Below are 26,965 nucleotides of genomic sequence, written 5' to 3' on the forward strand. Positions count from 1 at the left end.
ACAACTGGTCTTTAATGATAATTCTGACTATTTTATGGTCCTCTGTTTCTACTGTTTTCGCACAGCCCTTTAGTCCGGATAGTAAAGGTTATGTTGCGGACCCTAAGTTTAAGGAATTGATTAAAGAGCGGAGATACGAACTGGTGGGGAGTTTTAGTCCTTCTGTGTTGGGTAAACATGCTTGTTTTATCAAAAATGGAGAAAAATCCTACCTGGACACCATGGGAAATGAAGTTCCCGATAAAAGCATATTTACACGTGGATTACCCATCAAAAAGTCGGAAAGGCTAAAGAATCGTTTTTTCTCTTTTATTGATGGTACTAAGTATGGCATGAAAGACCGGAATGGCAGAGTGGAAATCCCAGCTATTTATGACCGGCTTGAGATTTACAAAGACAGTATTGTTTATGTAAGACTAAATAAGAAATTGCTTGGTTTTCTCCTGGTAGAAGGAGCATTTCAGGGGTACAATAATCTTGATCTTGTGTATGATGCTGAAAAATATGATGGATGTGTAAGCCGGCTGCCTGATTTATTTGTGAAGAAGCAGGATGATAAATATGCCTTGTTTAACGCAGCAGGGGAAGCCCTTAGTCCATATGTTTATCTGGAGAAACCTATGGGGTTTGCACAATCAGAATTTGGAGAGATTCAGGTGCTGGAAGGCAAGGTACGCAAATATGGGATAATTGATACTTTGGGGAAAACACGATTGGCCCCGGTTTATAATGATATAGAAATGGTTGGGATGGGAGGAGTCTACATCACCCGATCTTTTAAAGGAGGTGATGATCGCGTTGCACTACTAGATGCTCAGCTTAATCCGCTTTCAAAATCTACTTATAGCGAAATAGGTGTTTTTAATCATGATGGATTGGCAGTCGTTTCTTTGGGGAGAGACAAGACCCTGAGAAAGGGTATTGTAAATACTGCAGGCCATGAATTGGTCAAGCCTATGTATCAGTTTCTTGAGCTTTCAGGGAAATTTGCAAAGGTGATTTATAAGGGGAAGCAAAAGGTAATCGACAGCAAGGGGAAAACAGTTATTCCATCAATTTATGATGATCTAATTCCGATCAATGACGGATCGTTTAAGGCAGATTTGTTTTATGTAAGTTTAAAAGACAAATGGGGTGTCCTTAACGCCAAAGCACAGGTTGTTTTACCAATTGTTTGTGATAATATGCCACGAATAGATATAAATAATCAGGTTTTTATCTATTCGATAAATAAAAAGACCGGAATCAGGAAACTAAACGGGGAGGTGATATTGAAACCTACCTATGATAAATTTTATACATTAGATGGGACTGAAGGAAACCTTAATATCGTGAAAATAGGGCCGAAATACGGCATTTCGGATGATAAAGGTGTTTTAATCCTTCCCTTAAAATATGACAGCATCATCCAGACAAAGACTAATGAACCTTATTGGAGAGGGTATAATGGGATGATTGAAGCTGTTTTGAATAACAGGCCATGTACCATTGATTTGTATGGAAATGAATATTTTAAGGGTGCAGTTAATAAATAAATAATTATTTTTATATCATGAAGAATTATTTAGGAAGAATGATTGTTTTGGTCAATGACTATGACGCAGCCGCAAAATTTTATGAAAAGAACTTTGGCTTTCATCGCTTATCCGATACCACTTCGCCAGAGGGAGAACGGTATCTTCATTTAGGTACTAAAGGAGAACATGCGCTGGGCATCTGGTTGATGCAGGCGGTAGGTGAGGAGCAGCAACAAAGAGTTGGTCATCAAACCGGAGGAGCACCACTGATGGTGATTTACACTTCCGATATCATAGAGCTTTATCAGCAGCTGATCGTGAATAAAGTTTCCGTCAACAAGAAACCAATGCTGGGTGATAGCTTCCGCTTTCTTCATTGCCTGGATTTATATGGCAATGAGATCGTCGTGGTAGAGCTGAACTGATGCTGAACTAATCTTTAGCCATCTCCAGAATAAATACCGTCATATTTTTTGGACCATGTGCACCCAATACCAAAGATTGCTCAATATCTGCAGTCTTTGAAGGGCCTGCAATAAAAGTCCCGAAACCATACACCGCATCAGCTACCTTCGCATAAGCTTCATGCATATTGGAACAGATGTCTTTCCTCTGAACCACCACTGCTAACTGCTGACAAATAAAAGGAATCACTCTTTGCTGCATCAATTCTTCAGTCACCCATAGCGCTGCATTTTCAGCTACCCCAAAATGGGCTCTGATGACGGCAATATCTATATCTTCATAGCTGTGCGGATCTTGCCCTTCCCAACCTGCTTCAGTTACTGCGGAAAGCTCTGGTATGGTCGAAATGATTCTTTTCTGATCGGCAAATTGTGTTTTTATATATTGCTGTATCTCTTCATAACTCTTTACCGGAACGGTAGTTCCCCCGATATTGCTCAATACGGTACTGAATACCTCTACCGGGTCGGGATATTGCAATGGAGCGGTTAAGTCAGCAGGTAAACTGCTTAATTCCGGTTGGTTTTCTTTTATACGGGAAAGGATCTGTGCTCTGCTATTCATTATTATTTTTCTTGTACCATTCGCTGAAAGACTGTTTTGGAGGCTCCGGCATCTCTCGTTGTTTGTACCAAAGGTTAAGGTTGTTGTTCACCATAAAAGGCGCATGTTTAATTACCCAACGACCAGCCTTTCCTGCATTCTTATAAACGAAAGGATGGGATAACGTAAATTCCATCGCCTTCATAGCTACTGCCTTCTTCTTGTCCGCATAACCTTCTTTTACGATCACCTGTCTCCATTTATAGAGTTGTTCATGAATGTTGATCTTTACCGGGCATACATTTGTGCAGGAGCCGCAAAGGGTAGAGGCAAAAGGAAGGTCTGCATATTCCTTCATGTCGAGGTTAGGTGCCAGAATAGAGCCGATTGGCCCTGCAATGGCAGTATGGTAACTATGTCCGCCGCTTCTGCGGTAAACAGGGCAGGTATTCATACAGGCCCCACAGCGGATACACTTCAGGGAATTGCGGAAATCTGCTCTTCCCAGTTGTTTCGTCCGTCCGTTATCTACCAATACCAGGTGCATTTCCTGCCCTGCTCTGGGCTTGTTGAAATGGCTGGAATAAGTGGTGATGGGTTGCCCGGTAGCGCTTCTGGCCAATAACCTCAGGAATACCGCTAAATGTTTTCTTTTGGGGATGATCTTTTCAATTCCCATACAGGCAATGTGTACATCGGCAAGGTGTGCACCCATATCGGCATTCCCTTCGTTCGTGCAAACGACAAATTCTCCGGTTTCGGCAATGGCAAAGTTTACACCGGTAATCGCGGCTTTACGCGTCAGGAATTTCTCCCGGAGGTGAACCCTGGCAGCAGCAGTCAGAAACTGAGGATCAGATTCTCCCTGAGGCGTACCCAGGTGTTCATGGAACAACTCGCCAATCTCTTCTTTTTTCTTATGGATGCAGGGAAGTACAATATGACTCGGTGGTTCTTCTGCAAGCTGAACAATGCGCTCGCCAAGGTCGGTATCGATCACTTCAATTCCGTTTTGCTGAAGGTGTTCGTTCAGGTGACACTCTTCAGTCAGCATGGATTTACTCTTTACAATCCTGGTTACACTTTGTGCTTTTAATATGGAGGTGACAATCTCGTTATGTTCTTTTGCATCGGCAGCCCAATGTACGGTAATGCCATTTTGTTGGGCTTTTGCTTCAAACTGCAATAAATAATCGTGCAGGTTGGAGAGCACATTGTCTTTGATTTTTGAAGCATTTTCCCGCAGGGCTTCCCATTCAGGAAGCGTATGTGCGGCTTTGTCGCGCTTGGCACGAACAAACCACAGGGTTTCATCATGCCAGTCTACACGTGCTTCGTCTTCATTAAATATATCGGCTAATCCGGCGTGGTCTTTTGTTCCTGTGCTCATCTGTTCGGGTGTTTAAACTTCTTCTGCATTTAAGATCTCTGCAATATGTAAAACCTTGACCTGGCTGTTCTGACGACGTAAAATCCCTTCCATATGCATCAGACAAGACATGTCTGCGGCGGTAATGTATTGTGCGCCATGGTTAACATGGTCAGCCACGCGGTCTTTACCCATTTTTACAGAGATGGCTTCTTCGGCAACGCAAAAGGTTCCGCCAAAACCGCAACATTCATCCGGACGGCTCAGTTCTACCAGCTCCAGGTCCTGCACCATCTGCAACAGTTGCATTGGTTTAGAAAAAGGCTCAGCAACCAGCTCAGTCATCTGCGACATCTTTAATCCGCGCTGACCATGACAGCTTTGATGTACGCCTACTTTATGAGGGAAGCGCGCAGTCAGCTTATCGACCTTTAAGATATCAGTGAGGAATTCTGTCAGCTCATACACTTTCTTTCTTACCCCCTGGGCTTTCTCTTCTTCCTCATGACTGTGCAGGTGCTCTTTTACGTGTAAAACGCAACTTCCGGAAGGAGAAACGATATAATCGAACTCCGCAAAGTTTTTAATGAAAAGCTCATTACAACCTGTGGTGAGGTGCTCAAAACCTGAGTTCGCCATCGGCTGTCCGCAACAGGTCTGATGAATGGGGTAACTGACCTTAACCCCTAATTTCTGAAGTAGTTTTAAGGTGGCAATTGCCGCATTCGGATAAAACTGGTCAATATAACAAGGGATGAAAAGGCCTACATTCATAAAGTAAAATTAAGAGGTTCTCCGCTGAAAATAACGTCAGAACACTTATTGAAGGCGGAAGATAGCTGTTTTTGATGGAATTAGGAAAACCATTCTGAAATACAGGAACGGCGCTTGCAGCCCTGATATTGACTGAAGCGGGATTTAAAGTCCTGTCGTCAATTCCGCTTAATACATTGCCAAAATAACGGACGATATATTGTCACCCTTAAATTACTGAAAACGTTTTCATTTTATTGCAGAAATGACTAGCTTGCCTTTGTTTAATCTGCTGATGATAGCTTCATCACCTTTATGGAACAAATAATTTCGAATGAAATTCAATTTTATTAATGAGTAAAGACAAAAAACCACAAGAGAACACGATTCTTGACATTGCCGAAGCTTTAAAGCTCTCGCCGGCAACAATTTCAAGGGCACTGAATAACCATCCTCATGTCAAAGAGAAAACGAAAAATGACATCCTGAAAATGGCGGCTCAGCTCGGCTATAGAAGGAACCAGATGGCTTCGGGATTAAGGAGCAATAAAACCAATACCGTCGGACTGATTGTTCCCCGTATTTCTATGTTCTTCCATGCGGAAGTCATCACAACGATTCAGAACAGCTTACATAAACATGGTTATAACCTCATCATCTGCCAATCCAATGACCTCCTCAGCATGGAGCAGGAACTGGCAGAGATCTTATATTCTTCCAGAGTAGATGCGCTAATTGTAGCCTGTACCTTACAGACCACAGATTTTAGCCATTTCGACAGACTGGTGGATAGCGGAATTCCGGTGATCTTTTACGATCGTGTTCCTTTAAGCCCTTACAACGCTACATTTATCAAAGGAGATGATTTCAGAGGAGGTTACCTGGCCACCACACATCTGATTGAAACAGGCTGTAAAAGAATTGCACACATCTCCGGAAAACTAAGCTCCAACCTGTATCAGGACAGGACTGCAGGATACCGGAAGGCGATGGAACAACATAAACTTCCGATCAATGAAGATTGGGTGTTCCATCAGGAATTAACCCACGAAAATGCCAGGGAAGCCATGAGCAGAATGTTCGAAGGAGAACAGGTTCCTGATGGTTTATTCTCTGCCAACGATGTTTCGGCTATCGCTGCCCTGGAGTTTGCAAAAGAGAATGGAATCGCGGTTCCCGATACATTGAAAATGATCGGCTATTCGAATGATCCCCGGACCTCCATTATTTCGCCTTCTTTATCTACGATCGAGCAACACCCGGATCTGGTTGGAAAAAAGATAGTGGAAGTATTGATGGATTTACTGAAAAACGGACATGAAAGTGAAGCGGTTAAAGCAAAACCTTATGTCATTCCGGTAGACCTGATCCGAAGGATGTCTTCTTAAAGGAGTTAAGGTGATTAAAGTGTTTAATATACAAATTGAAATAAATAAATAATTATGCGAAAGCTTGGAGTTTTTTTTAGCTGTTTGATGCTGAACAGTATGGTTTTGTTAGCCCAGAATGAGGCTGGAAAGATTGGAATGAAACAATTGATCGATGATCAGTTTAAATTTGCGGAACAGCAATACAAAGTGCTGGCTAAAAATGTTCCGGCAGATGTGATGCCGCAAACTTATAATGCGAAAACCAATAAGGTTCAGACAAGTGATACCAAATGGTGGTGCAGTGGTTTTTACCCTGGAACACTTTTATATATCTATGAATATACCAAAGATCAGGAAACCCTGAAAGAAGCGAATGCCCGCCTGGGAATTCTGGAAAAAGAAAAACACTATACCGGAAACCATGACCTTGGTTTTATGATGTATTGCAGCTTTGGAAATGCATACCGTCTTTTTAACAAACCGGAAGACAAAGCAACGATTGATACTGCTGCCGCTTCACTAACCACCAGATACCGTCCTGAAGCAAAAGTGATCCAGTCCTGGAATGCAAACAAAAAATGGGGTGGACCAGTGATCATCGATAACATGATGAACCTGGAGCTGCTGAGCTGGGTGAGTGACCATGGTGGAGATAAAAAATACAAAGAGGTGGCCATTACCCATGCAAACACGACTTTGAAAAATCATTTCCGTCCGGATTTCAGTTCTTACCACGTAGTGGATTATGACATGAAAACTGGTAAAGTGGTAAAGAAACAAACTGCACAAGGTGCTGCTGACGAATCTGCATGGAGCAGAGGTCAGAGCTGGGGACTGTATGGATATACCATGATGTACCGCTTTACAAAAGATAAACGTTACCTGACTCAGGCAAAAAACATCGCTAAATTTATCCTGAGCAATCCACACCTGCCGAAAGACCTGGTTCCTTACTGGGACTTTGATGCACCGGAAATTCCAAACGCTTTACGTGATGCTTCTGCTGCTGCGGTAAATGCATCTGCCTTACTGGAACTGGCGCAATACACGGATAAAAAAGAAGCAAAAGGATATGTTGCGGCTGCAGAAAAGATGATCCGTTCGCTTTCTTCTGATGCTTATCGTGCTAAACTTGGCGAAAATGGTGGTTTTCTATTGATGCATAGCGTAGGTTCAATTCCACACAAATCGGAAATCGATGTGCCTTTAACCTATGCAGATTATTACTTCCTGGAAGCTTTACACCGCTATAAAAACTGGTACTTAAAATCATAAGGCGTTTAAACAAAGAACACCTGCCAAAATCTGGTCAGCTGAAGGAGTAACTGAATCAGGAAAAGAAGAACAAAATATTAACAATATAAAAAAGATAAGATGCAAACACATTTTGAAAGCCGGTTCGCACTGAGCCCTAATGAAGGAAAACAATTAGATACCCAGGCTTTACGCGATAATTTTTTGATGGAAAAGCTTTTTGAAGCAGATGCCATCCACCTGACGTTAACCCATTACGACCGCTATATTTTCGGAGGGGTAATGCCGGTAAAAGAAACGGTATTGCTTTCCAATCCGGAAAACCTGAAGGCCAGCTATTTCCTGGAAAGAAGAGAACTTGGCATCATCAATGTTGGTGGTAAAGGAACAGTCGTTGCCGATGGAATCAGTTATGAAATCGATTTCAAAGAAGCATTGTATATTGGTAAGGGAACTAAAGAAGTGAGTTTTGCTTCTGCAGATGGCAATACCCCTGCAAAGTTCTACATCAACTCCGCTCCGGCACATCATACGTATCCATCAAAAAAAGTTTCCAAAACAGAGGCTGAGGTGGTAGAACTTGGTTCGGCAGAAACAGCCAACCACAGGGTGATCAATAAACTGATCGTAAACAGCGTATTGCCTACCTGCCAGCTGCAGATGGGGATGACCGAACTGAAAAGCGGCAGTGTCTGGAATACCATGCCTGCACATACCCACGACCGCAGGATGGAAGTTTACTTCTATTTCGAAATCCCCCAGGGACAAAGTGTGTGTCATTTTATGGGACAACCACAGGAAACCAGACACATCTGGATGCAAAATGAACAGGCGGTGATTTCGCCAAACTGGTCGGTACATTCCGGAGCAGGAACGAGCAATTATACCTTTATCTGGGGAATGGCCGGAGAAAATCTGGACTATGGTGATATGGATCACTGTGCCATCACTGAATTGAGATAACAAAACCTAATAAGGCTGTTCGGAAAGATTTCTGAACAGCCTTATCACCTTTAACCGTATGAACCAATGAAGAAGATAATCCTGTTTATATGTGCATTTTCTGCCTTGCCTGTAGTGCTGTCTGCACAAACAAAAAATGGAAAGGCAACCATCACCATTCAGAACACTTCAAAACTAAAAAGAACCGGAGCGGTAACTGCGGTAGAATGGAAAAGCATCCTTTCTAAGTTCCCGGGCATCGATACCGGAAATTTTAAAGTCCTGAACGCTGCTCAGAAAGAAGTTCCTTTCCAGCTGGAATACAAAGGAGAAACAAGTCCGCAACAGTTGTTGGTACAACTGGATGTACAACCAAATGCTTCCGTTAAATTGTCTGTTGTTCCTGGAAAAGCGGCTAAAGCCGTTCAGAAAACCTTCGGGCGTTATGTTCCGGAACGTAAAGATGATTTTGCCTGGGAAAATGATAAAGTAGCCTTCAGGATGTATGGTAAAGCTTTGGAAGCGACACCAAAAGAAATGGCTTATGGGGTTGATATCTGGGGTAAACGGACCACCAGAATGATCTTAAATGAGCGTTACAAAAAAGGAGAGTACCATGTAGATCATGGGGATGGCAATGACTATTACCATGTGGGGCTTACCCTTGGAGGAGGCGATATTGCCCCTTATATCAAAGACAAAATCTATTACCCTAAAAATTACCGCAACTGGAAAATTGTGGATCAGGGACCATTGCGCTTTACTTTTCAGCTGATCTATGACAACTGGGATGTAGAAGGAAGATCAGTAAAAGTAACCAAGACAATTTCTCTGGATGCCGGTTCTCATCTGAACAGGGTAGAAGCCAGTTATCAATACGATGGAACGGAGGATTTGCCAGTAGTAGTAGGCATTATCAAAAGAGCAGAACCCGGAAAACTGTTATTGGATGAGCAGCAGGGAATCATGGGCTACTGGGAGCCTCAGCATGGTGCCGATGGCATCACCGGAGTCGGTACCATTGTGGCTGACCCCAAGCTGAAAATGAAAGTGAGCAATGAACAATTGTTAACCCAGACCAGCACAAAAAACGGAACAGCTGTCGTATATTACAATGGCGCAGCATGGAACAAAGCACAGGAAATCACCAGCGCATCAGCCTGGTTCGATTACCTGAACAATTTTAAACAAGCACTGGAACAGCCTTTAAAAGTAACTGTTCAATAAATTTCAATTCTTAAAATATAACAAATGTCAGTACTGAATTTATTCAATTTAAAAGGTAAAGTAGCCTTGGTTACCGGTTGTAAACGTGGAATTGGCAAAGCCATGGCCGAAGCCCTTGCAGAAGCAGGAGCAGACATCATCGGTGTATCTGCCAGTCTGGAACTGGAAAACAGTGCAGTTGAAAAATCTGTAAAAGCACTGGGTAGAAACTTTTCTGCTTATCAATGTGATTTCAACGACCGCAATTCTTTGAAAAGCTTTATTGAAACCGTAAAAGCAAGACATCAGGTGATTGATATCCTGGTGAACAATGCAGGGACGATCCTCAGACAACCAATTGCGGAACATTCTGATGAATATTGGGATGAGGTGATTGCTGTAAACCAAACCGCACCCTTCATCCTGACCCGGGAAATCGGAAAAGAGATGATCCTTAGAGGAAGTGGAAAAGTGATCTTTACCGCTTCATTACTGACTTTCCAGGGCGGGATTACCGTTCCCGGATATGCGGCAAGTAAAGGCGCAATTGGTCAGCTGACTAAAGCTTTTGCCAATGAATGGGCCTCCAAAGGAGTAAATGTAAATGCGATTGCACCGGGATATATTTCTACCGACAATACCACCGCTTTAAGAGCAGATGAAAACAGAAGCCGCTCAATTATGGAGCGCATTCCTGCCGGAAGATGGGGGGAAGCGGAAGACTTTAAAGGTCCGACTGTTTTTCTGGCTTCTGAAGCCTCAAACTACATGCATGGTACAGTAATGACCGTGGATGGCGGATGGATGGGGAGGTAAACGCATGAAAAGACCTTTACTGATCATCGGCTTTTTTGCCCTGGCGCTTTCTTTGAAAGCCCAGGACAAAAAGAATAACCGTCCAAATGTCATCATCATCAATATGGATGATATGGGTTACGGAGATACCGAACCTTACGGAATGAGTGGAATCCCTACACCCAATTTCAACCAGGCAGCAAAAGAAGGAATGAGGCTCACTCATTTTAATGCTGCACAGGCGGTGTGCAGCCCATCAAGAGCGGCATTGCTTACCGGATGTTATCCAAACCGGCTGAGCCTTGCCCATGCCTTAAGTCCTGAAGCTAAAACGGCTTTAAACACTTCCGAAGAAACCATTGCCTCCTTATTAAAAAAGGCGGGTTATAAAACCGGGATGCTGGGAAAATGGCACCTGGGTTCAAAAGCACCTTATCTGCCCACTCATTTTGGTTTTGATAGTTTTTACGGCCTTCCATATTCTCATGACATGTGGCCGGTGGGTTACGATGGAAAAGCACTGGATTCCAGTACTTACAGGGGAAGGTATCCGCGTTTGCCTATTCTGGATGGAGATAAGGTGGTGGCCTATAATGACAACCTGGAAGATCAGGGAAAGCTAACCGGAACCCTGACAAAAAAAGCGGTTGATTTTATCAGTACCCATAAAAAAGAACCTTTTTTCCTGTACCTGGCACAACCAATGCCTCATGTTCCTTTAGCGGCTTCGTCTGCGTTTAGAGGGAAAAGTGAGCAGGGATTGTTTGGCGATGTGGTGATGGAACTGGATTGGTCGGTAGGTCAGATCATGAAGAGCCTGGATGAAAATAAACTGTCTGAAAATACCATTCTCATCATTACCAGCGACAATGGTCCCTGGTTAAACTATGGTGATCACGCGGGTTCAAGCGGAGGATTGAGAGAAGGAAAAGGAACGGCATGGGATGGAGGAACAAGGGTGCCTTGTATCATCCGATGGCCGGGAAAAATAGCCGCAGGAAGTGTCAACTCTAACCTGATGGTCAATATTGACTTGCTGCCTACCATCGTTTCCATTGCAAAAGCAGCATTGCCAAAAAACAAAATTGATGGCATAGATTTCTCTTCCCTGCTTACCGGAAAGACGGATAAAGCACCCAGAGAAGTGTTTTACTATTATTATGATGTCAATAACCTGAAAGCCGTACGGTATAAAAACTGGAAACTGGTATTTCCGCATAGTTCCAGAACCTATACTGTTGGAGTAGCCGGAAAAAACGGATACCCTGGACCACAACCTGATGTTCCTGTAAAAATGGCGCTATATAACCTTTCCCATGATCCGGGAGAACAATATGATGTTCAGGCAAGTTATCCGGAGATGGTTAAAATAATTGAAGGGTATGCCGAAGCAGCAAGGCAGGATCTGGGAGATGACCTGACCAAACGTATCGGTGCCAACAGAAGACCGGCAGGCAAAGTAAACTAAACCAAATGATGAAATTGAAAACTAAAGTCCTGCTTGCAGCATTGTTGCTGCTCAGCCCGGGAATGGGGTTTGCACAGGATTATTGTCCGGTGATTCCAATGCCTGTATCGGCAATAAAGACAGATAGCCAGTTTATACTCCAGTCAAATACCCCAATTGTTCTGAATGATGCAGCGCTAAGGCCAATTGCCCAGTACCTGCAGGAAGAATTACTGAAAACCCAGCAGCTGACATTAGGGCTGCAAGCTCAGGAATCTGTAAAACAACCTGCGATCAGGTTTGTACTGTCAGCAAAAAAGAAAAGCCCGGAAGGGGCCTATGCCCTGGACATCAATAAAGATGGAATTACCATTACTGCCAGAGAAGCATCCGGTGCATTTTACGGAGCCACTTCTTTATTACAGGTGATCCGGCAGAGCAAAAACACGAAAGGAACCCTGAACCTCAAAGGCTGGAAAATGGAAGATCAGCCAGCCTATGGCTGGAGAGGTTTTATGCTGGATGAATCCAGACATTTCTTTGGCATGGAAAAGCTCAAATCTATCATCGATTGGATGGCTTTCTATAAGTTAAATAAACTCCATTGGCACCTTACCGATGAGCCTGCATGGCGTTTAGAAATCAAAAGATACCCTAAACTGGCCCTGGTAGGAGGGGCTGGTAATTACGTTAATGAATTTGCACCTGTGCAGTATTATTCCCAGGAACAGGTGAAAGAAGTGGTGGCTTATGCGGCAAAAAGGTTCATTACAGTAATACCAGAAATAGACATGCCCGGACATGCTACAGCCGCAAATAAAGCCTACCCTGAATTTAGTGGCGGCGGAGCTCCGGGACATCCTGAATTTACTTTTAATCCCGGTAAAGAAGGAACTTATACTTACCTGACCAATATCCTCAAAGAAACCAATGTCCTGTTTCCTTCCGCAATGGTACACCTTGGTGGGGATGAGGTGAGCTATGGCAATCAAAAATGGGCTACCGATCCGGAAATCCGTGCGCTGATGACGGATAAAAATCTTGCCGGAACAAAAGAGGTGGAAACCTATTTCATGAAACGAATGGCCGACTCCCTGTACCGCATGAATGCTAAGCTATTGGTCTGGGATGAAATGACGGATGCCGATTTACCAAAAGATAAAACCATTATTTTTTGGTGGAGACACGACAAGCCGGAAGTGTTGAAGTCAGCGCTCAATAAAGGATATGAAACGGTCTTATGCCCGCGCTTACCCTTGTATTTTGATTTTGTACAGGACAGCACCCACAATTACGGACGTAAATGGAGTAAACTCTATAACCCGCTGGAAAACGTATATGCTTTTTCAGCAGATCAATACCAATCCGAGGCCCGGAATAAAAATCAGATTCTGGGAATTCAGGCCAACCTGTGGACAGAAACCGTACAGACGGAACAGCGACTGGATTACCTGGTTTTTCCAAGGATCACTGCCCTGGCAGAAGCCGCCTGGTCTCCAAAAGAAGGTAAAGATTTTCAGAAATTTATGCAGCGCCTGAAAGGGCATTTGGCCTTATATGAGCAGGACGCACTCTATTATTATGATCCTTTCCCAAGCCGTAAGTATCCGGAACCTGTAAAAGTGGGCAAAGGAATAAAAAGGTTCAATACAGAGTTGTAAATTTAATCAAGAATGAAAAGAAGAAACTTTTTTAAGATTGCCCCTTTAGCAGGATTATTTGGCTTTGTAAATCCCGGAAAAGCAATTGCCTCCATTCCTGAAACTTTTGCTCCAGCCAAATCAGACCGGGAATATTGGGTGGAACTTATGATCCGCATTGCGGAACCTGTATTGAAGAACCTGAGCAAAGGAGAGCTGAAGAAAAACATGCCGCTGGAGAAGCCTGCAAATTACGGGAAGAAGGTAGAAGAGGTTACTTATCTCGAAGCTCTGGGTCGTACACTTGCCGGGCTGTCGGGATGGTTGTCCTTGCCTGCGGATGAGACTGCTGAAGGAAAGAAAAGGGCGGAGTTTGCCGAAATGGCGAGAAAGAGCATTGCGAATCTGGTGATGCCTGATTCTCCGGACCGGACTGATTTTGTATACAGTAAGGAATCTCAGTTGCTGGTAGATGCTGCATTTCTTGCACATGCTTTTTTGCGGGCGCCATTGCAATTATGGGAACCACTTCCTGAAAAGGTAAAAAACTATGTGGTGATGTGCTTTAAGTCAATTGCGTGGATTAAACCGGGACAAAGTAACTGGCTTTTATTCTCGGCAATGGTGGAGGTTTTTTTCTTAAAGGTGGGAGAAAACTGGAACCCGGAAAAAGTAACTTATGCCATAGATAAACATAAAGAATGGTACAAAGGTGATGGTTGGTATGGCGATGGGGAAAAGTTTCATTTTGACTATTATAACGGTTTTGTGATCCAGCCAATGCTGGTGGATATCTTAAAGGTTTTAAAGGATAAGGGATTGGCAAAGCAGGAGGATTATGAGTTGATGCTGAAAAGAATGCAGCGCTATGCCGCATGTCAGGAGCGCATGATTTCTCCGGAGGCTACTTATCCGGCAATAGGAAGGTCTGTGGTTTATCGTGTAGGTGCATTTCAGCCATTGGCACAGCTGGCTCTGAACCGTCAGCTGCCAAAGATGATCAGTCCGGCACAAGTTCGCTCTGCACTCACAGCGGTGATGAAAAGACAGTTCGAAATGAAAGGCACGTTTAGTAAAACCGGATGGTTACAACTGGGGTTCTGCGGACATCAGCCGGCAGCGGCCGAATCTTACATCAGTACCGGAAGTTTGTATTTATGTAGTGTCGGTTTCCTACCTTTGGGATTACCTGCAAATGATGTTTTCTGGACAAGTCCTGCTGAAGACTGGTCGGGCAAAAAAGCCTGGTCGGGAGGAGATTATCAGGAAGACCATGCGGTAAGCTTTTAAACAAAACATAGTCCTATGCTGATGAATATAAAACTCAAATTCATTCCTGTAATTTTAATTGCAATTCTGACTTCCTGCCAGATGAACAGCGGAGATCAGAATGAGGACAGTACCAGTTTAAAAGGAGTAACACAAACAGCAGAAATCATCAGTATGAATGGAAAAAAAATAACGGATGAACTGTTGAAATTGCAGCAGGAAAACCTGATCAGCGCGAAGGATGCAAGCCAGTTAAGTAAGCGTCTGAACGAGGACTTAGACCATTATCTGCTGCATCAGGACATAGATACCAAAGGGATTGAGCAATTGTTTTTGGAGAGTGTGAAAAGTTTTGAGAATATCAAAATCAACCGATCTGTATTTACAATCATTCAATCTGCTTATCACAGCATCACCAGTCAGCGGATGATGAGAGATCCTGCAAAAATTGATATGACCATTCAGTTGAATACCAACAATATGATGAATCAATGGTTTGAAAACTATCAGACTGATGGGGATAAACTGACCGATTTAATCACACAGGTACAGAAAGAAAAGCGGTTAGCCCTGGACAAAGACATCACAGCGGCGGAGTATGATGAGATGATCAATACGGTAAACAAAATCAAAAACGATTCCCTGATTTCGAAAGAGCAGTTAAAGGAAATGCTGATTGCCGGAATGCGTAAACATGCAAATAAAAGCAATAACAGCAACCTGGCCATTCTAAATGTTTACGGGGCTATTGACCGGATTAAAAAACTGGGTATCGAAAAGGAACTTTCAGCGATATATGAAAAGAAATGGGTTAAGCCAAAAGAGCCATCCTATGCAGAGATGAAACAGCAGGTAACCGGCCGCTTCACCGTACTATTAAATGAAGAGCACATCAGTCAAAATGAATTTTCCTTATTGACCAATACCCTTATAAATGACATAGCGTATTGCGAAAGTGCCTCAATAAATGATAAAGGGAAAATAAAAGATCAATTGCTGAAGGGCCTCTCTATACTCAAGCCAATGGCTTTAGACACTGAAGACAGGGAAGCGGTTACAGATTGGTATTTTATGCTATCGCAAAAAAAAGGCGTAGATATAAAAAGCGAGCTGAATAAGTGGCTTTATGATCTTTAAGCGAAGGCCAGCCCTCGGGTGTCTTATGATGTCAAATCATGACTGACCATCGCATAAAATAGGTGTTATTTCTTTACAAACCGAAAGCCGCATCCTTCAATGCATGGGGGATTAAGTTGTAGATTACCTGCAGTAGCTTTGTACCAGAAAACTATAGGCTTGCTCCCGTTTTGATTGTTGAATTCTATTCTTGCACTGTCCAGAACCTTAAAACTCGATATTTGCTCCTGGAGTGCATTGCCTCCTACTTTACCAGCTTTTCCCAGGATCAGGTATTTCGGTTCACCTGTTGCTTTGATGTATTTCCCCTTCCCATTTCCAATATCTTCCATGGTTTCAGTAAGCTTCCAATAACCGGTAATTTCAGATGGAACCGGATCTGGCTTGTCTTTTTTACAGGAGAGATACAGGCCCGAAGTGGTAATGAATAATGCTAGTAATACTTTTTTCATGTCTGGTTGTATTTTGTTGATACTTAAACGGATATGATTGGGTAAATGCTACAGTAATCTTTATTTGATCAATAAAAATAAATTTCTGAAGGTTTTCTGAGCAAGCCTGCAGCAAACAGACCAAATGAAATTCCCAAAGCTATTTCTTAACATTGATTTAACGGCTGGATGCCTAGCTTTGCGGCTTAAATAAACATTTAGTAAATTTATAGCTACCATCCTTTCTGTTTTTTATTATGTTTGCGGTCAGGCAGTTTGCTGATCTAACCAAATATATTGTCTCAGAAAAGGAAAAGATGCGCTTAATCGACATCCCGGGGGAGGGGAAGTCTGACAGGAATAAATTTGCCGCTAACACAAATGAAGAATATGGTCCTGACCGATCCATTAGTTTCTGAAGCTGAACTGGTTGCCAGGTTAAAGCAGGGGGATGAGCAAGCTTTTGCATCATTATATCATCAGTATAAGTTTCAGATCGCACCAAATTTGCTGCGTCTGGTAAAGTCGGCCTCTATAGCGGAAGATTTGCTCCATGATTTGTTTCTCAAGATCTGGGAAAACAGGGAACAGTTAGATCCTGAACAGTCTTTACGCGCTTACCTTTTTCGGATTGCCCACAATATGGTTATTGATTTCTTCCGGAAAGCAGCGAGGAACAAAACCTATCAGGAGCACCTCATGTTAAATGCGAACCTCAGTTATTCTCATATTGAAGAAATGATGGACGACCATCAGCGGCAGGCGTTTCTTTCCAAAGCCCTGGAAACTTTATCACCACAAAGCCGGTTGGTATTTAAACTCTGTAAGCTGGAAGGAAAATCTTACGAAGAAATCAGTCAGCTGTTACAGATATCCACCAATACGGTAAGTAATCATCTGGTGAAAGCGAATAAACATTTAAAATCACACCTGGACAATCCTGCCAATCTGCCTTACCTTATCGCCCTCATTTTAATTCCTGCCTTTTGTTCTTAATCAGCGGATTATAAAATTCCTGAAAAAAAAAGCATATCGGCGTAGTGACTTTTTTGGAGTTGTTCGTATAAGTATAAAATCAAAGATTGAAAAAGAATAAAAACATATCCGGATTATTTCTTTCCTACCTGGAAGATGAGTATACAGAAGAAGATTTAAAACAACTTTTAAATGCTTTTGATACTGAAAATCCAGAGCAGGAATTGATGGAGCAGGTTGAGCTTGAGCTGAACAATAAAAGGGAGCCTGATGAAGAGCTGAGGCAACTTGCCGACAGGGTAGAGCATCGTTTGTTGCAAAGCATCAGGAAGGAAACAGAACAGCCTGAACCGCAATCCGGAAAAATGAAAAGAATGTGGCCATGGTTGACCGGTGCTGCGGCTGCCCTCCTGATGGTTGGCTTTGTCTGGTGGAACTGGTTTGCTGTGGCAAACCCGCAGATCGTCAAAGACAATGTGTACGGATACAGCAATGATGTATTGCCTGGTGGAAACAAGGCCACACTGATTCTTTCTGATGGCAAATCGCTGCAGTTGGATAAAAATCAAACCACTGTCCGGGAGTCAGATGGAACTGTGATTGCGGGGAAAGATGGCTTGTTAACCTATAAGGAATCCACCGGATCGGAGAAAGCGTTGATGAATGCATTGATGGTTCCTAAAGCCGGAAGTTATCAGCTGACTTTACCAGACGGTTCAATGGTCTGGATCAATGCATCTTCTGTGCTGCGTTTTCCTACCCATTTTGAAGCCAGCGAAAGAAGGGTGTTTCTGGAAGGAGAGGCCTACTTTCAGGTTGCCCGGAATGTAAAGAAACCATTCAGGGTACAGGTCGGGAAAATGACGGTACAGGCTTTGGGAACAGAATTTAACATCAACTCCGGCAATGATCATCAAATAAAAACAACCTTAACAGAAGGTTCGGTATTGGTTTCAGCAAAGGGCAAGTCCGTAAAACTGATTCCGGGACAAGAGGCGGTAATGAATTCATCAGATCAGACCATCCTGGTCCGTGAAGCGGATATTGAGCGGATCACCGCCTGGAAGGATGGCTATTTTTATTTCAAAAATGATCGCTTTGAGCGCATCATGGATGAGGTTGCCAACTGGTACGGATTAAAATTACACTATAAAGGAACCATTCCAAAAGAGCTATATACAGGAAGTGTGGATAGAAACGCCAAGCTGTCGGAGGTATTGGAGATGTTAAAATCTATCTGCAAGGCCAGGTTTGAAATTGACAGGCAGGAATTAACCATCGAGTTTAAATAACCAAACATATGAACCTAAAACTACAATTATGAAGAAATAGCGACGACCAGAGCTAAATTAAACGGAGGTGATTTCGGCACCTCCGTAAAGATGTGTAAAGCTGAGTAACAATAAACAACCTTAACTATTCAAAATTATGAATTATTTCCGTCATGGCAAAAAGCCATATGGCAGTGCTGTGTATTACCCAATTGTCAACAAAATTATCCTTACCATGAAGCTGACCTTATTCCTGGTTTTATTTTTTACTGCCGGCCTTTGGGCCGCAGGCAAAGGACAGGAGGTCAACCTTTCCCTGAAGAACTATCCATTGGAGAAGGTGCTGCTGGAGATCGGCAGACAAACAAAAGTTAAATTTCTTTACAACAACAGGCTCCTCAAAGAGTCCGGCCCGGTAACCATCCAGGTCAGCAATGCCTCCCTGGATGAAGTGCTTCAGGAACTATTGGTTTCCAGAAAACTGAGTTATAAAAAAATAGCCAGAACGATTACCATTACCACAACAGTTCCCGAAAAAAATCTGGTATCGGACATTCAGGAAGACATTACCGTTTCCGGAACCGTAACTGATTCTATTGGTGTACTGTCTGGTGTTTCTGTATTGGTCAAAGACCGGCCTAAAACAGGAACGATGACAGATGTGAATGGAAAATTCAGTCTGAAAGCTCCTGCAAATGGGATTTTGATTTTTCGTTATATCGGCTTTACAGAACAGCATGTTGCTGTAAACAACCAGACTCAGCTCAATGTGGTGTTAAAACCAATGGCGCAGCTGATGAATGAAGTGGTGGTGACTGCCCTGGGCATCAGCAAGGAAAAAAGACAGGTCACTTACTCGATACAGGAAGTAAAAGGAGAATCGCTGAAAGTGGCCAGAGAGGCTAATATTGCAAATAACCTGGTAGGTAAGGTTGCAGGTTTGCAGATCCAGACCAAAAGTACCTTGTTCGAAAATCCGGACATTAAACTAAGGGGACAGAGTACAACCATCGTGATCGATGGGGTTCCTACACCTGCAGGATTTGACATGTGGAGCCTGAATGCAGATGATATTGAAAATGTAACCGTACTCAAAGGAACGGCTTCTTCCGCATTGTATGGGTCACTGGCACAAAACGGAGCCATCATGATTACCACCAAAAAAGGAAAAGGTGGTGCTGCAGGAGTGGAGTTGGCCTATAATTCCAGCACCCAGTTTCAGGCAGGCTTTCTTCGGATCCCTAAAACCCAAAGCGATTATGGGATGGGATTTAACGGAGAGTATGCTTTTGTGGATGGTAAAGGTGGTGGCGTAAACGATGCCTACGGTTATGTATGGGGGCCTAAGTTGAATCAGAGGGATCCCAATACAGCAAGTGGCTTTGTCGAAATTCCGCAATACAATAGTCCGACAGATCCAAAAACAGGTAAGCTGATTCCGCTGCCATGGATCACGAGAAACCAGGATAACCTGAAAGGCTTTCTGGACAATGGTATGCTGACTACCCATAATTTAAGTTTAGCAGGAACTACAGAGCGTGCTGATTATCGGATCTCCGTATCACAGGTCTATCAAAAAGGACAGGTGCCGGGAACAAAACTAAATTCCTCTACACTGAGTCTTGGGGGGAGCCTTAAAGTAAATGACAAGCTAAAAGCAGAAGCAACTTTATCCTATAATAAACAATACACCCCTAATTACCCGAATTCAGAATATTCTCCTGACAACCCGATCTACAATATTTCCTTATGGATGGGCCCTGAGGTCAATATCGCAGATTTAAAGAATTACTGGAAAGCAGGACGCGAAGGACTGGAACAATTGACTTATAATTACAGCTGGTATAATAATCCCTGGTTTTTAGCAGGCGAAAAGACCCGTGCGTATACCAATGATGTCATTGTGGCTCAGGCCAACCTGAAATATGAGGTCAATAAGGACCTGAAATTCATGATCAGAAGCGGGATTACCAATAATCAGGCTGGTACCGACAATAAAATTCCTTACAGCTATATCAATTATGGGACAAGTGCAGCTCCTTACGGGAATTATGACCTGAATAAAAATAACAATATGCGGTTTATTACTGATGCATTGCTGACTTATACCAAGACCTTTTTAAAGGACTTCAATGTAACAGCCAGTATCGGTGCAAGCAGCAGGCTGGATCAGGAAAGTAGACTGGCTTCAGAAACTACCGGAGGGTTGAGTGTGCCTGGATGGTATAACCTTGATAATTCCCGGGATCCCGTTAAATCCTCAAATAAACTTTATGAAAAGCAGGTATATGGAGTTTACGGGTACATGGACCTGAGTTATAAAAATATGGTGACACTGAGTTTAACCGGACGTAACGACTGGACCTCAGCACTTCAGGCACCTAACAACTCTTACTTTTATCCTTCTGCATCTTTGAGTCTGATTGTCTCAGAAATGGTTAAATTACCTGAGGCGGTTTCTTTCGTAAAACTTAGAGGAGCATTGACAAATGCAACAACCGACGTTTCGCCTTATAGTACGCTGACCAGTTATTTAATCGGTTCGCGCTGGGCCGGAACACCTTCTCTGGCATTACCCGGGACGTTGTTTTCTCCAGGACTTAAGCCCAATAAAACCATTGCTCAGGAATATGGTGCAGAAGTTCGCTTTTTGAAGAACAGAATAGGACTGGATTTTACCTATTTTAATTACGACCTGGTGAATAACCGGGTGCTTATTCCTTTATCAGAAGCTACAGGATTTAATTCCAATCAGATCAATGGAGATAAAAACAGACGAAGAGGTATCGAACTGGTGCTTAGTGGTACTCCTGTAAAAACAAGAGATTTCAGCTGGAATGTGGTAGCTAACTATTCAAGGTTACGCAATACCGTGCTGGAATACTATGGGGGTGCAGAAATCAGAGGAGGGGTAAAAGTTGGTGAGCGTAGTGATGTTTTTAGAGGCTATGCCTGGCAGCGATCACCGGATGGACAGATCGTTCATGAAAACGGAATCCCTCAATACATCAATCAACGGGTCAATATGGGGTATGAAAATCCGGACTGGGAGTTTGGGATAGGCAATAGTTTTTCTTACCGCAACTTCGGACTGAGTTTCTCTTTTGATGGAAGGATCGGTGGAAAGATGAGAAACGGACTTGAAGCCAAAATGTTTGAAGGAGGAATGCATCCTGCTACCGCTAATGGTTACAGAGATGATGCTTATGCAGGTAAAAAGACTTATTATGCAGGTGGCGTGCAGCAAACCGGAGGTAAGGTTACTTACGATGCCCAGGGAAAAATCACCAGTGATACCAGAACTTTTGCGCCAAATACCACAGCGGTAAATTACATCGACTGGGTATTCGCTACCTATACAAATGGGATCGATGAGGCCAATTTTTATGACAGAACTTTTGTGAAATTAAGGGAAGTAACCCTCAGTTATCAGATGCCATCCTCATTGCTAAAGAAAACACCTTTTAAAGGTATGGGCTTTTCATTGGTAGGTCGTAACCTGATGCTTTGGTCTAAAGTGCCTTACATGGATCCTGATGGTTATTCCGGTTTATCATTGGCAGAGCCCACCACACGCAATATTGGTTTTAACCTGAATTTGAAATTTTAAGATTAAGTATCATGAACATAAAGAAATTTATAGGGTTACTTTCCTTCATCCTGTTGTTTACAGCATGTAAAAAGTTCGACCATTACCTGAATAATCCCAATAAACCAACCAATGCCACTCCGGCATTGTTGCTGACAGGAATTTGTGACAGTGTGTTTAATGCGAATCCGATCAGTGCTGCTTACGCCGTACGACACCTGACCTATTATGAACGTCCGAGTGAGTCGGTTAACTACAACTGGAACCGTGCTGATTTCGGGGGCTATAGTACCCTGAGGCAGGTGAAAAAAATGGAGGAACTCGGGCAGGGGAATGCCAGCTACCAGGGATTGGGTAAATTCTTTCGGGCCTTACTCTTTTCCAGGCTTACAGAAACCTTTGGAGATATTCCATACCGTCAGTCCATGATGATGGATCAGGGGGTAGATAAACCAGCCTATGATACACAGGAAGAGGTGTATGTGGGAATCCTGCAGGACCTGGAACAGGCAAATGAATTGCTGCAGGCCAATAGTGGAAAGATTGATGGCGACATCATTTACAAAGGAAATATCCAGCAATGGAAACAGCTGGTCAATGCTTTCCGTCTGAGGATTTTAATTCACCTGTCTAAACGGGAGGGAAGTACAAAAATTAACATCAGAGATCAGTTTAATGCCATATTGAGTAACCCCGCGAAGTATCCCTTAATGAGTGGTCTTGCCGACAATGGACAAATTGTTTACAATGCCTCTGATGTGAGCAATTACTATCCTACAGCGGGTTCATTGAGTGTGGCTACCCTGGTTTCTTTAGAGCAATCTTATGTAGATCTGTTGAAATCACGTAAAGATCCAAGGTTGTTTTCAATTGCAGATCCTGTTGCCGGTCAGCCGGCAGGTGTTTTTGAAAGTTATAATGGCGTAGATGCAGGACTGTCTCCAGCCGATCAGCAGAGTACTGCCTCAAAATCTTCTTTAATTGCCAGACGTTATGTAGACCTTAAAGCACCAATAAATGAGCCGATGATTTTATTGGGTTATGCAGAGCAGGAATTCCTGATTGCAGAAGGGATCGTAAGGGGATGGGCTTCTGGTAATGCCGAAACTCATTATAACAATGGAATCACTGCTTCTCTTGCTTTCTATAAAATTACTGGGAGCAAAACGACTGATTACCTGAATGGCGCGTTGGTAAAATATGATGCGGCAAAAGGTCTGGAGATGATCCTGATGCAAAAATATTTAGCTTTCTTTATGAATTCGGGATGGGAGCCGTTTTATGAACAGCGGCGGACAGGCATTCCGACCTTCAGGGTGGGCCCAGGTACGTTAAACGGAGGTAAAGTTCCAAAACGCTGGTTGTACCCTCTGAATGAATTTCAATATAACAAAGAAAATGCAGAGGCTGCCGTTGCCCGTCAGTACCCTGAAGGAGATAATACAAATGCCACCATGTGGTTGATTAAATAGCAAAAAGAAATTATATAGGAATGAAGAATAACTATCTGTACCTGAAAAAAATGATACTGGCCGGCACGCTGATATTTAGCCTGACTGTTGCTGCTGCCCAGGAGCCATTGTTGCTGCAGGAGCATTTTGAGGGGACTTCAGGTTATGACAAATCAACAGGAATCAAAGGATATGCCTTAAACCTGAGTTCCACTGCGGCAAAAAGAAAACCGCTGAAAATAGAATTGTCATCAACTCCGGTTTCCGGATCACTGACCACACTGATCTGGGTTAAGGCGGCCGCTGTAGATGATCAGGCTTACATTTTCCTGTCCAACAAAAAAGAAAAGAAAGACAGCACAGAAACCATCTGGGAATTGGGAAAGCAGGCAGGAGGAGCCTGGTACTGGGCTGCTGCCCAGGGTAAAGGTAAATATGAATACCGCCCTACTGTGCAAAGACAAGCGATCAATGATGAGAAATGGCATCAGCTTGCTTTTACTTTTAACGAGCAGCAAAAAGAGCTGAGGCTGTACTATGACGGGAAAAACGTGGGCATCTATTTTACGCCTGAACTGAGCAGTATGTTAACGAAAGGTTCTGTGCTGACTGTTGGAGGTCAATCCTCCGGCGACCTGAGCGAATGGGAAACCTTTAATGGCATGGCCGATGAACTTCAGGTCTACAACACTACCTGGAGCAGCGAACAGGTCATGAAATCCTATCTTTCCTTTACAGCTGGGTCCTCAAAAAAGGCAGAAGTAATTAAAGTGCCTGCTGAGTTAAAAGTGATGAATTATAACATCTGGCATGGAGGGAATGAGACGGGTAAATATGTTGGCCCTGCCAGAATTGTAGATGTCATTAAAGCTTCAGGTGCAGATCTAATTTCTATGCAGGAGACCTATGGCTCCGGTGCGCGCATTGCAGATGCTTTGGGTTATTATTTCTACCTGCGCAGTACCAACCTTTCCATCATGAGCCGTTATCCTATTGAAGAAACGATTACCGGTATGCAGTCTTTTTACAATGGTGGTGCACATGTGAATCTGGGATCAGGAAAAAGGATTTTATTTGTGACCAACTGGCTCAATTATCCTTTCGATTACTGGGATGACCTGGAGAAAAATGTAGCGATAGACAGTGCCTCCTGGATGAACAAACAATCAGAGACAAATGCCGGAACGTTAAAGAAAATTCTGAAAGCTATCAATTCTGATATCAGTAAAGAAATCCCTGTAATTTTCTGCGGCGACTTTAATACAGGTTCTCATCTGGACTGGACAGTGGCAACCAAACATTTGAACAAAGGACATATCATGCCTTTTCCAACAGGTATGTTAATGGAAGAGGCCGGATTTAAAGATTCTTTCAGAGTGATCTATCCTGATCCTTTAAAGCATCGGGGGATTACCTGGAGCCCTCAGTTTAAGCAGGCTTTTAAGGATCGGATTGATTATATTTATTATAAAGGAAAGGGGCTGGTTCCTGTAAGTTCTGCAGTACTTGATACCCATAAAGTCTGGTATCCATCAGACCATGGTGCAGTAATGACGACTTTCAAATTGAGCTACTAAAATATAGCCATTACTCATACCAGAGTGGCGCATTGTCAATAAAATAGTCGATTACCAATACAAAAAAGCCGGATTGCAATCGCAATCCGGCTTTTTTGTATTAAAACTAAAGGCTATAAATTACTTTCAATAGCACCTACTTTTTCTCTGTATAAATCTAAAGGACCATCCAGAAGAACGGCGATCACAGTTAGGTTTTTGTCCAGACGCTCTTCAGGAACAGGGATATAAATAATTCCCGGAATCGCACTCCAGTACAATTTATTATAGATCTCAGGTTCCATCATTGTTCCTTCTCCTACAATCCTGATTCTGGCAATTTTGTTCTTAATTCCTTTTAAGGCGATTGGTCCGCTTGGTTTCCCTTCTACAAAAAGATAGACCGTTTTTTTATCTGCAGATAAGGCGCTATTGCCCTGATAATGTCCTTCAGGTAATCCTTTTCCTGTCTGAAACAAACCTTCTGCATTTTTAGTGATCCAGTTGTAAACCTCTGGGTTTAAGTTTTTCTTTTCTGCTTCAAATCCTAATCCGTCTACTGCCAGTTTTGTATTTAAGAAAGGATTGTTTCCATCCTGTATGGCATTGGTAATGGCTACAATCTGTGGTATTGCAGGATCTTTTTTCTGGTCAGACAGCTTTACAGTCGTGCTTGTTTTTTCTTCCAGTTTCAAAGGTTCATTGAACTGAAGGGCAAGTACCGTAACATCAGAATCGATGGAGTTTGCGTTGATCTTTAAAGTCAGGTTAGCTCCGTTTTTATCGACATCTACACTGTTGTTATTTCCCACAACCCTGGCCGATTTAACCTTAGAAAGGATCCCATTGAGGCGCAAAATGCCATCATATGGAGCCCAGTCTGCATAGATATATAAGGTTTTGCGGTCTTTGGAAAGACTGGTCTTCCCATTGAAATGTCCGGCCGGAAGTCCTGCACGGGTACCATAAATGGCTTCTCCATGTTTTTGAGTCCAGCGGGCAAGTCCTTTCAGGATTTTTACCTGTTGCTCCGGAATGCTGCCATCTGCTTTAGGGCCAATATCAAGTAAAAGGTTACCGCCCATGCTGATACAATCTACCAGTGTTCTGATGATCATATTCGGGGATTTGTACTTATAATCATATGGTTGGTAACCCCATGAATCATTCATGGTATAACATAGTTCCCAATAATCTCCTGCTGGTTTTACCACCGGAATTCCCTGTTCTGGTGTTTCATAATCACCATGGCCGTTGAGTCTGGAATTGATGATGATGTTTGGATTATAGCTGCGGAGTCCTTTTAATACTTTCTGTGCCTGCCATTCTTCACCCGAATGCTCCCAGTCGCCATCAAACCAGATCAGGTCAGGCTTGAAATTGGAAGATAGCTCATCCAGTTGTTTGTGGTAATAGTTCAGGTATTTGTTCCAGCGTTTCGGTTCTTCTCCAAGTTTATATCTTTTATGTTCTCTTGTGAAACCGTCATAATCCGGATAGCTCCAGTCTGGCAGGGAGAAATATAGTCCTGTTTTTAATCCTGAAGCTTTTAAGGCTTTTACAAAAGGACTGATGAGGTCTTTCTTTGCTGCGCTATGTTTGATCGTTGTGGTCGCATTAGGAGCTTTAGTGTCCCATAAAGAGATCCCATCATGGTGTTTCGTGGTAATGACAGAATACTTTGCTCCACTTTCTTTAATGAGTTTTACCCATTCCTCTGGTTTATAATTGGCGGCATTGAAGCCATCCAATTGTTTCATATAGTTATCATGACTGATGTAATTATTGAAAAATGCCCAGGACTCGGAAATGCCGTTTACGGAGTAAATACCCCAATGGATAAATATTCCCAATTTCGCATCGGTAAACCATTCCATCTTTTTAGCGTTGTTCTTGTCCTGGGATTTGCTTTCCTGTGCTTTGTTCTCCTGATGGAACACCAGCAAAAACAGAAAAGACAATAAGGTCTTTTTGTTCATAGAATT

At 42.9% G+C, this 26,965-nt stretch carries 21 protein-coding genes; 16 read left to right on the forward strand and 5 right to left on the reverse strand.

Annotation, left to right across the window (positions count from 1 at the left end):
• The first annotated feature begins 14 nt into the window (after positions 1 to 14).
• Together BUC20_RS13830 and BUC20_RS13835 are read left to right on the forward strand one after the other, a co-directional pair.
• The gene (locus BUC20_RS13830) at positions 15 to 1,535 is read left to right on the forward strand and encodes a WG repeat-containing protein (protein WP_073231582.1); all 1,521 of its coding nucleotides are present in this window, start codon (positions 15 to 17) and stop codon (positions 1,533 to 1,535) included.
• Positions 1,536 to 1,552: 17 nt separating this feature from the next.
• The gene (locus BUC20_RS13835) at positions 1,553 to 1,942 is read left to right on the forward strand and encodes a VOC family protein (RefSeq protein ID WP_073231583.1); all 390 of its coding nucleotides are present in this window, start codon (positions 1,553 to 1,555) and stop codon (positions 1,940 to 1,942) included.
• 7 nt (positions 1,943 to 1,949) lie between these two features.
• Here BUC20_RS13835 and BUC20_RS13840 read toward each other — a convergent pair whose 3' ends face one another.
• The 3 genes from BUC20_RS13840 to BUC20_RS13850 are packed head-to-tail and all read right to left on the reverse strand — an operon-like array spanning position 1,950 to position 4,668.
• Positions 1,950 to 2,546, reverse strand: a complete 597-nt coding sequence (locus tag BUC20_RS13840; RefSeq protein WP_073231584.1) for a LutC/YkgG family protein — start codon at positions 2,544 to 2,546, stop codon at positions 1,950 to 1,952.
• A complete protein-coding gene (locus BUC20_RS13845) occupies positions 2,539 to 3,915 on the reverse strand; it encodes a lactate utilization protein B (RefSeq protein WP_073231585.1) in 1,377 nt (458 codons plus the stop codon). Before BUC20_RS13845 ends, BUC20_RS13840 begins: the two co-directional genes overlap by 8 nt.
• A 12-nt stretch (positions 3,916 to 3,927) precedes the next feature.
• The gene (locus BUC20_RS13850; RefSeq protein WP_073231586.1) at positions 3,928 to 4,668 is read right to left on the reverse strand and encodes a (Fe-S)-binding protein; all 741 of its coding nucleotides are present in this window, start codon (positions 4,666 to 4,668) and stop codon (positions 3,928 to 3,930) included.
• A 332-nt stretch (positions 4,669 to 5,000) separates the two neighbouring features.
• Here BUC20_RS13850 and BUC20_RS13855 point away from each other — a divergent pair, with 332 nt between their 5' ends.
• From BUC20_RS13855 to BUC20_RS13895, 9 genes are all read left to right on the forward strand, one after another.
• Positions 5,001 to 6,035, forward strand: a complete 1,035-nt coding sequence (locus tag BUC20_RS13855; RefSeq protein ID WP_073231587.1) for a LacI family DNA-binding transcriptional regulator — start codon at positions 5,001 to 5,003, stop codon at positions 6,033 to 6,035.
• Positions 6,036 to 6,089: 54 nt separating this feature from the next.
• The gene (locus tag BUC20_RS13860; protein ID WP_143166790.1) at positions 6,090 to 7,292 is read left to right on the forward strand and encodes a glycoside hydrolase family 88 protein; all 1,203 of its coding nucleotides are present in this window, start codon (positions 6,090 to 6,092) and stop codon (positions 7,290 to 7,292) included.
• 99 nt (positions 7,293 to 7,391) lie between these two features.
• Complete coding sequence (gene kduI / locus BUC20_RS13865; RefSeq protein WP_073231589.1) at positions 7,392 to 8,234, forward strand: 5-dehydro-4-deoxy-D-glucuronate isomerase; 843 nt, start codon at positions 7,392 to 7,394, stop codon at positions 8,232 to 8,234.
• Positions 8,235 to 8,300: 66 nt separating this feature from the next.
• Positions 8,301 to 9,440, forward strand: a complete 1,140-nt coding sequence (locus tag BUC20_RS13870) for a DUF4861 family protein (RefSeq protein WP_073231590.1) — start codon at positions 8,301 to 8,303, stop codon at positions 9,438 to 9,440.
• A gap of 24 nt (positions 9,441 to 9,464) precedes the next feature.
• A complete protein-coding gene (locus BUC20_RS13875) occupies positions 9,465 to 10,235 on the forward strand; it encodes an SDR family NAD(P)-dependent oxidoreductase (RefSeq protein ID WP_073231591.1) in 771 nt (256 codons plus the stop codon).
• A gap of 4 nt (positions 10,236 to 10,239) precedes the next feature.
• Entirely contained in the window at positions 10,240 to 11,682 is a 1,443-nt protein-coding gene (locus BUC20_RS13880; RefSeq protein ID WP_073231842.1) for a sulfatase family protein, read from the forward strand.
• Between the two features lie 5 nt (positions 11,683 to 11,687).
• Positions 11,688 to 13,322 (forward strand): beta-N-acetylhexosaminidase, encoded by a 1,635-nt coding sequence (locus tag BUC20_RS13885; protein WP_234994519.1) that lies wholly within the window; start codon positions 11,688 to 11,690, stop codon positions 13,320 to 13,322.
• A gap of 12 nt (positions 13,323 to 13,334) precedes the next feature.
• Complete coding sequence (locus BUC20_RS13890) at positions 13,335 to 14,591, forward strand: DUF2264 domain-containing protein (protein ID WP_073231593.1); 1,257 nt, start codon at positions 13,335 to 13,337, stop codon at positions 14,589 to 14,591.
• Between the two features lie 21 nt (positions 14,592 to 14,612).
• Positions 14,613 to 15,707, forward strand: a complete 1,095-nt coding sequence (locus BUC20_RS13895; RefSeq protein ID WP_143166791.1) for a hypothetical protein — start codon at positions 14,613 to 14,615, stop codon at positions 15,705 to 15,707.
• 65 nt (positions 15,708 to 15,772) lie between these two features.
• Here BUC20_RS13895 and BUC20_RS13900 read toward each other — a convergent pair whose 3' ends face one another.
• Complete coding sequence (locus BUC20_RS13900; RefSeq protein ID WP_073231595.1) at positions 15,773 to 16,159, reverse strand: hypothetical protein; 387 nt, start codon at positions 16,157 to 16,159, stop codon at positions 15,773 to 15,775.
• A gap of 360 nt (positions 16,160 to 16,519) precedes the next feature.
• Here BUC20_RS13900 and BUC20_RS13905 point away from each other — a divergent pair, with 360 nt between their 5' ends.
• The 5 genes from BUC20_RS13905 (at position 16,520) to BUC20_RS33570 (ending at position 25,001) form a co-directional block, all read left to right on the forward strand.
• Positions 16,520 to 17,134, forward strand: coding sequence for an RNA polymerase sigma factor (locus BUC20_RS13905; protein ID WP_143166792.1), 615 nt, complete (start codon positions 16,520 to 16,522; stop codon positions 17,132 to 17,134).
• 86 nt (positions 17,135 to 17,220) lie between these two features.
• Positions 17,221 to 18,405: a FecR family protein gene (locus BUC20_RS13910; protein ID WP_073231597.1), complete on the forward strand. Its 1,185-nt coding sequence runs from the start codon at positions 17,221 to 17,223 to the stop codon at positions 18,403 to 18,405.
• A gap of 136 nt (positions 18,406 to 18,541) precedes the next feature.
• Entirely contained in the window at positions 18,542 to 21,994 is a 3,453-nt protein-coding gene (locus tag BUC20_RS13915; RefSeq protein WP_084528859.1) for a SusC/RagA family TonB-linked outer membrane protein, read from the forward strand.
• Between the two features lie 11 nt (positions 21,995 to 22,005).
• Positions 22,006 to 23,445: a SusD/RagB family nutrient-binding outer membrane lipoprotein gene (locus BUC20_RS13920; protein ID WP_073231598.1), complete on the forward strand. Its 1,440-nt coding sequence runs from the start codon at positions 22,006 to 22,008 to the stop codon at positions 23,443 to 23,445.
• A gap of 20 nt (positions 23,446 to 23,465) precedes the next feature.
• Complete coding sequence (locus BUC20_RS33570) at positions 23,466 to 25,001, forward strand: endonuclease/exonuclease/phosphatase family protein (protein ID WP_084528861.1); 1,536 nt, start codon at positions 23,466 to 23,468, stop codon at positions 24,999 to 25,001.
• Positions 25,002 to 25,114: 113 nt separating this feature from the next.
• On the opposite strand, the gene BUC20_RS13935 is transcribed toward BUC20_RS33570, so the two are convergent.
• Complete coding sequence (locus tag BUC20_RS13935; RefSeq protein WP_073231599.1) at positions 25,115 to 26,959, reverse strand: alpha-L-fucosidase; 1,845 nt, start codon at positions 26,957 to 26,959, stop codon at positions 25,115 to 25,117.
• Positions 26,960 to 26,965 lie beyond the last annotated feature (6 nt).

Source organism: Pedobacter caeni, assembly GCF_900129215.1.
GTDB lineage: Bacteria > Bacteroidota > Bacteroidia > Sphingobacteriales > Sphingobacteriaceae > Pedobacter > Pedobacter caeni.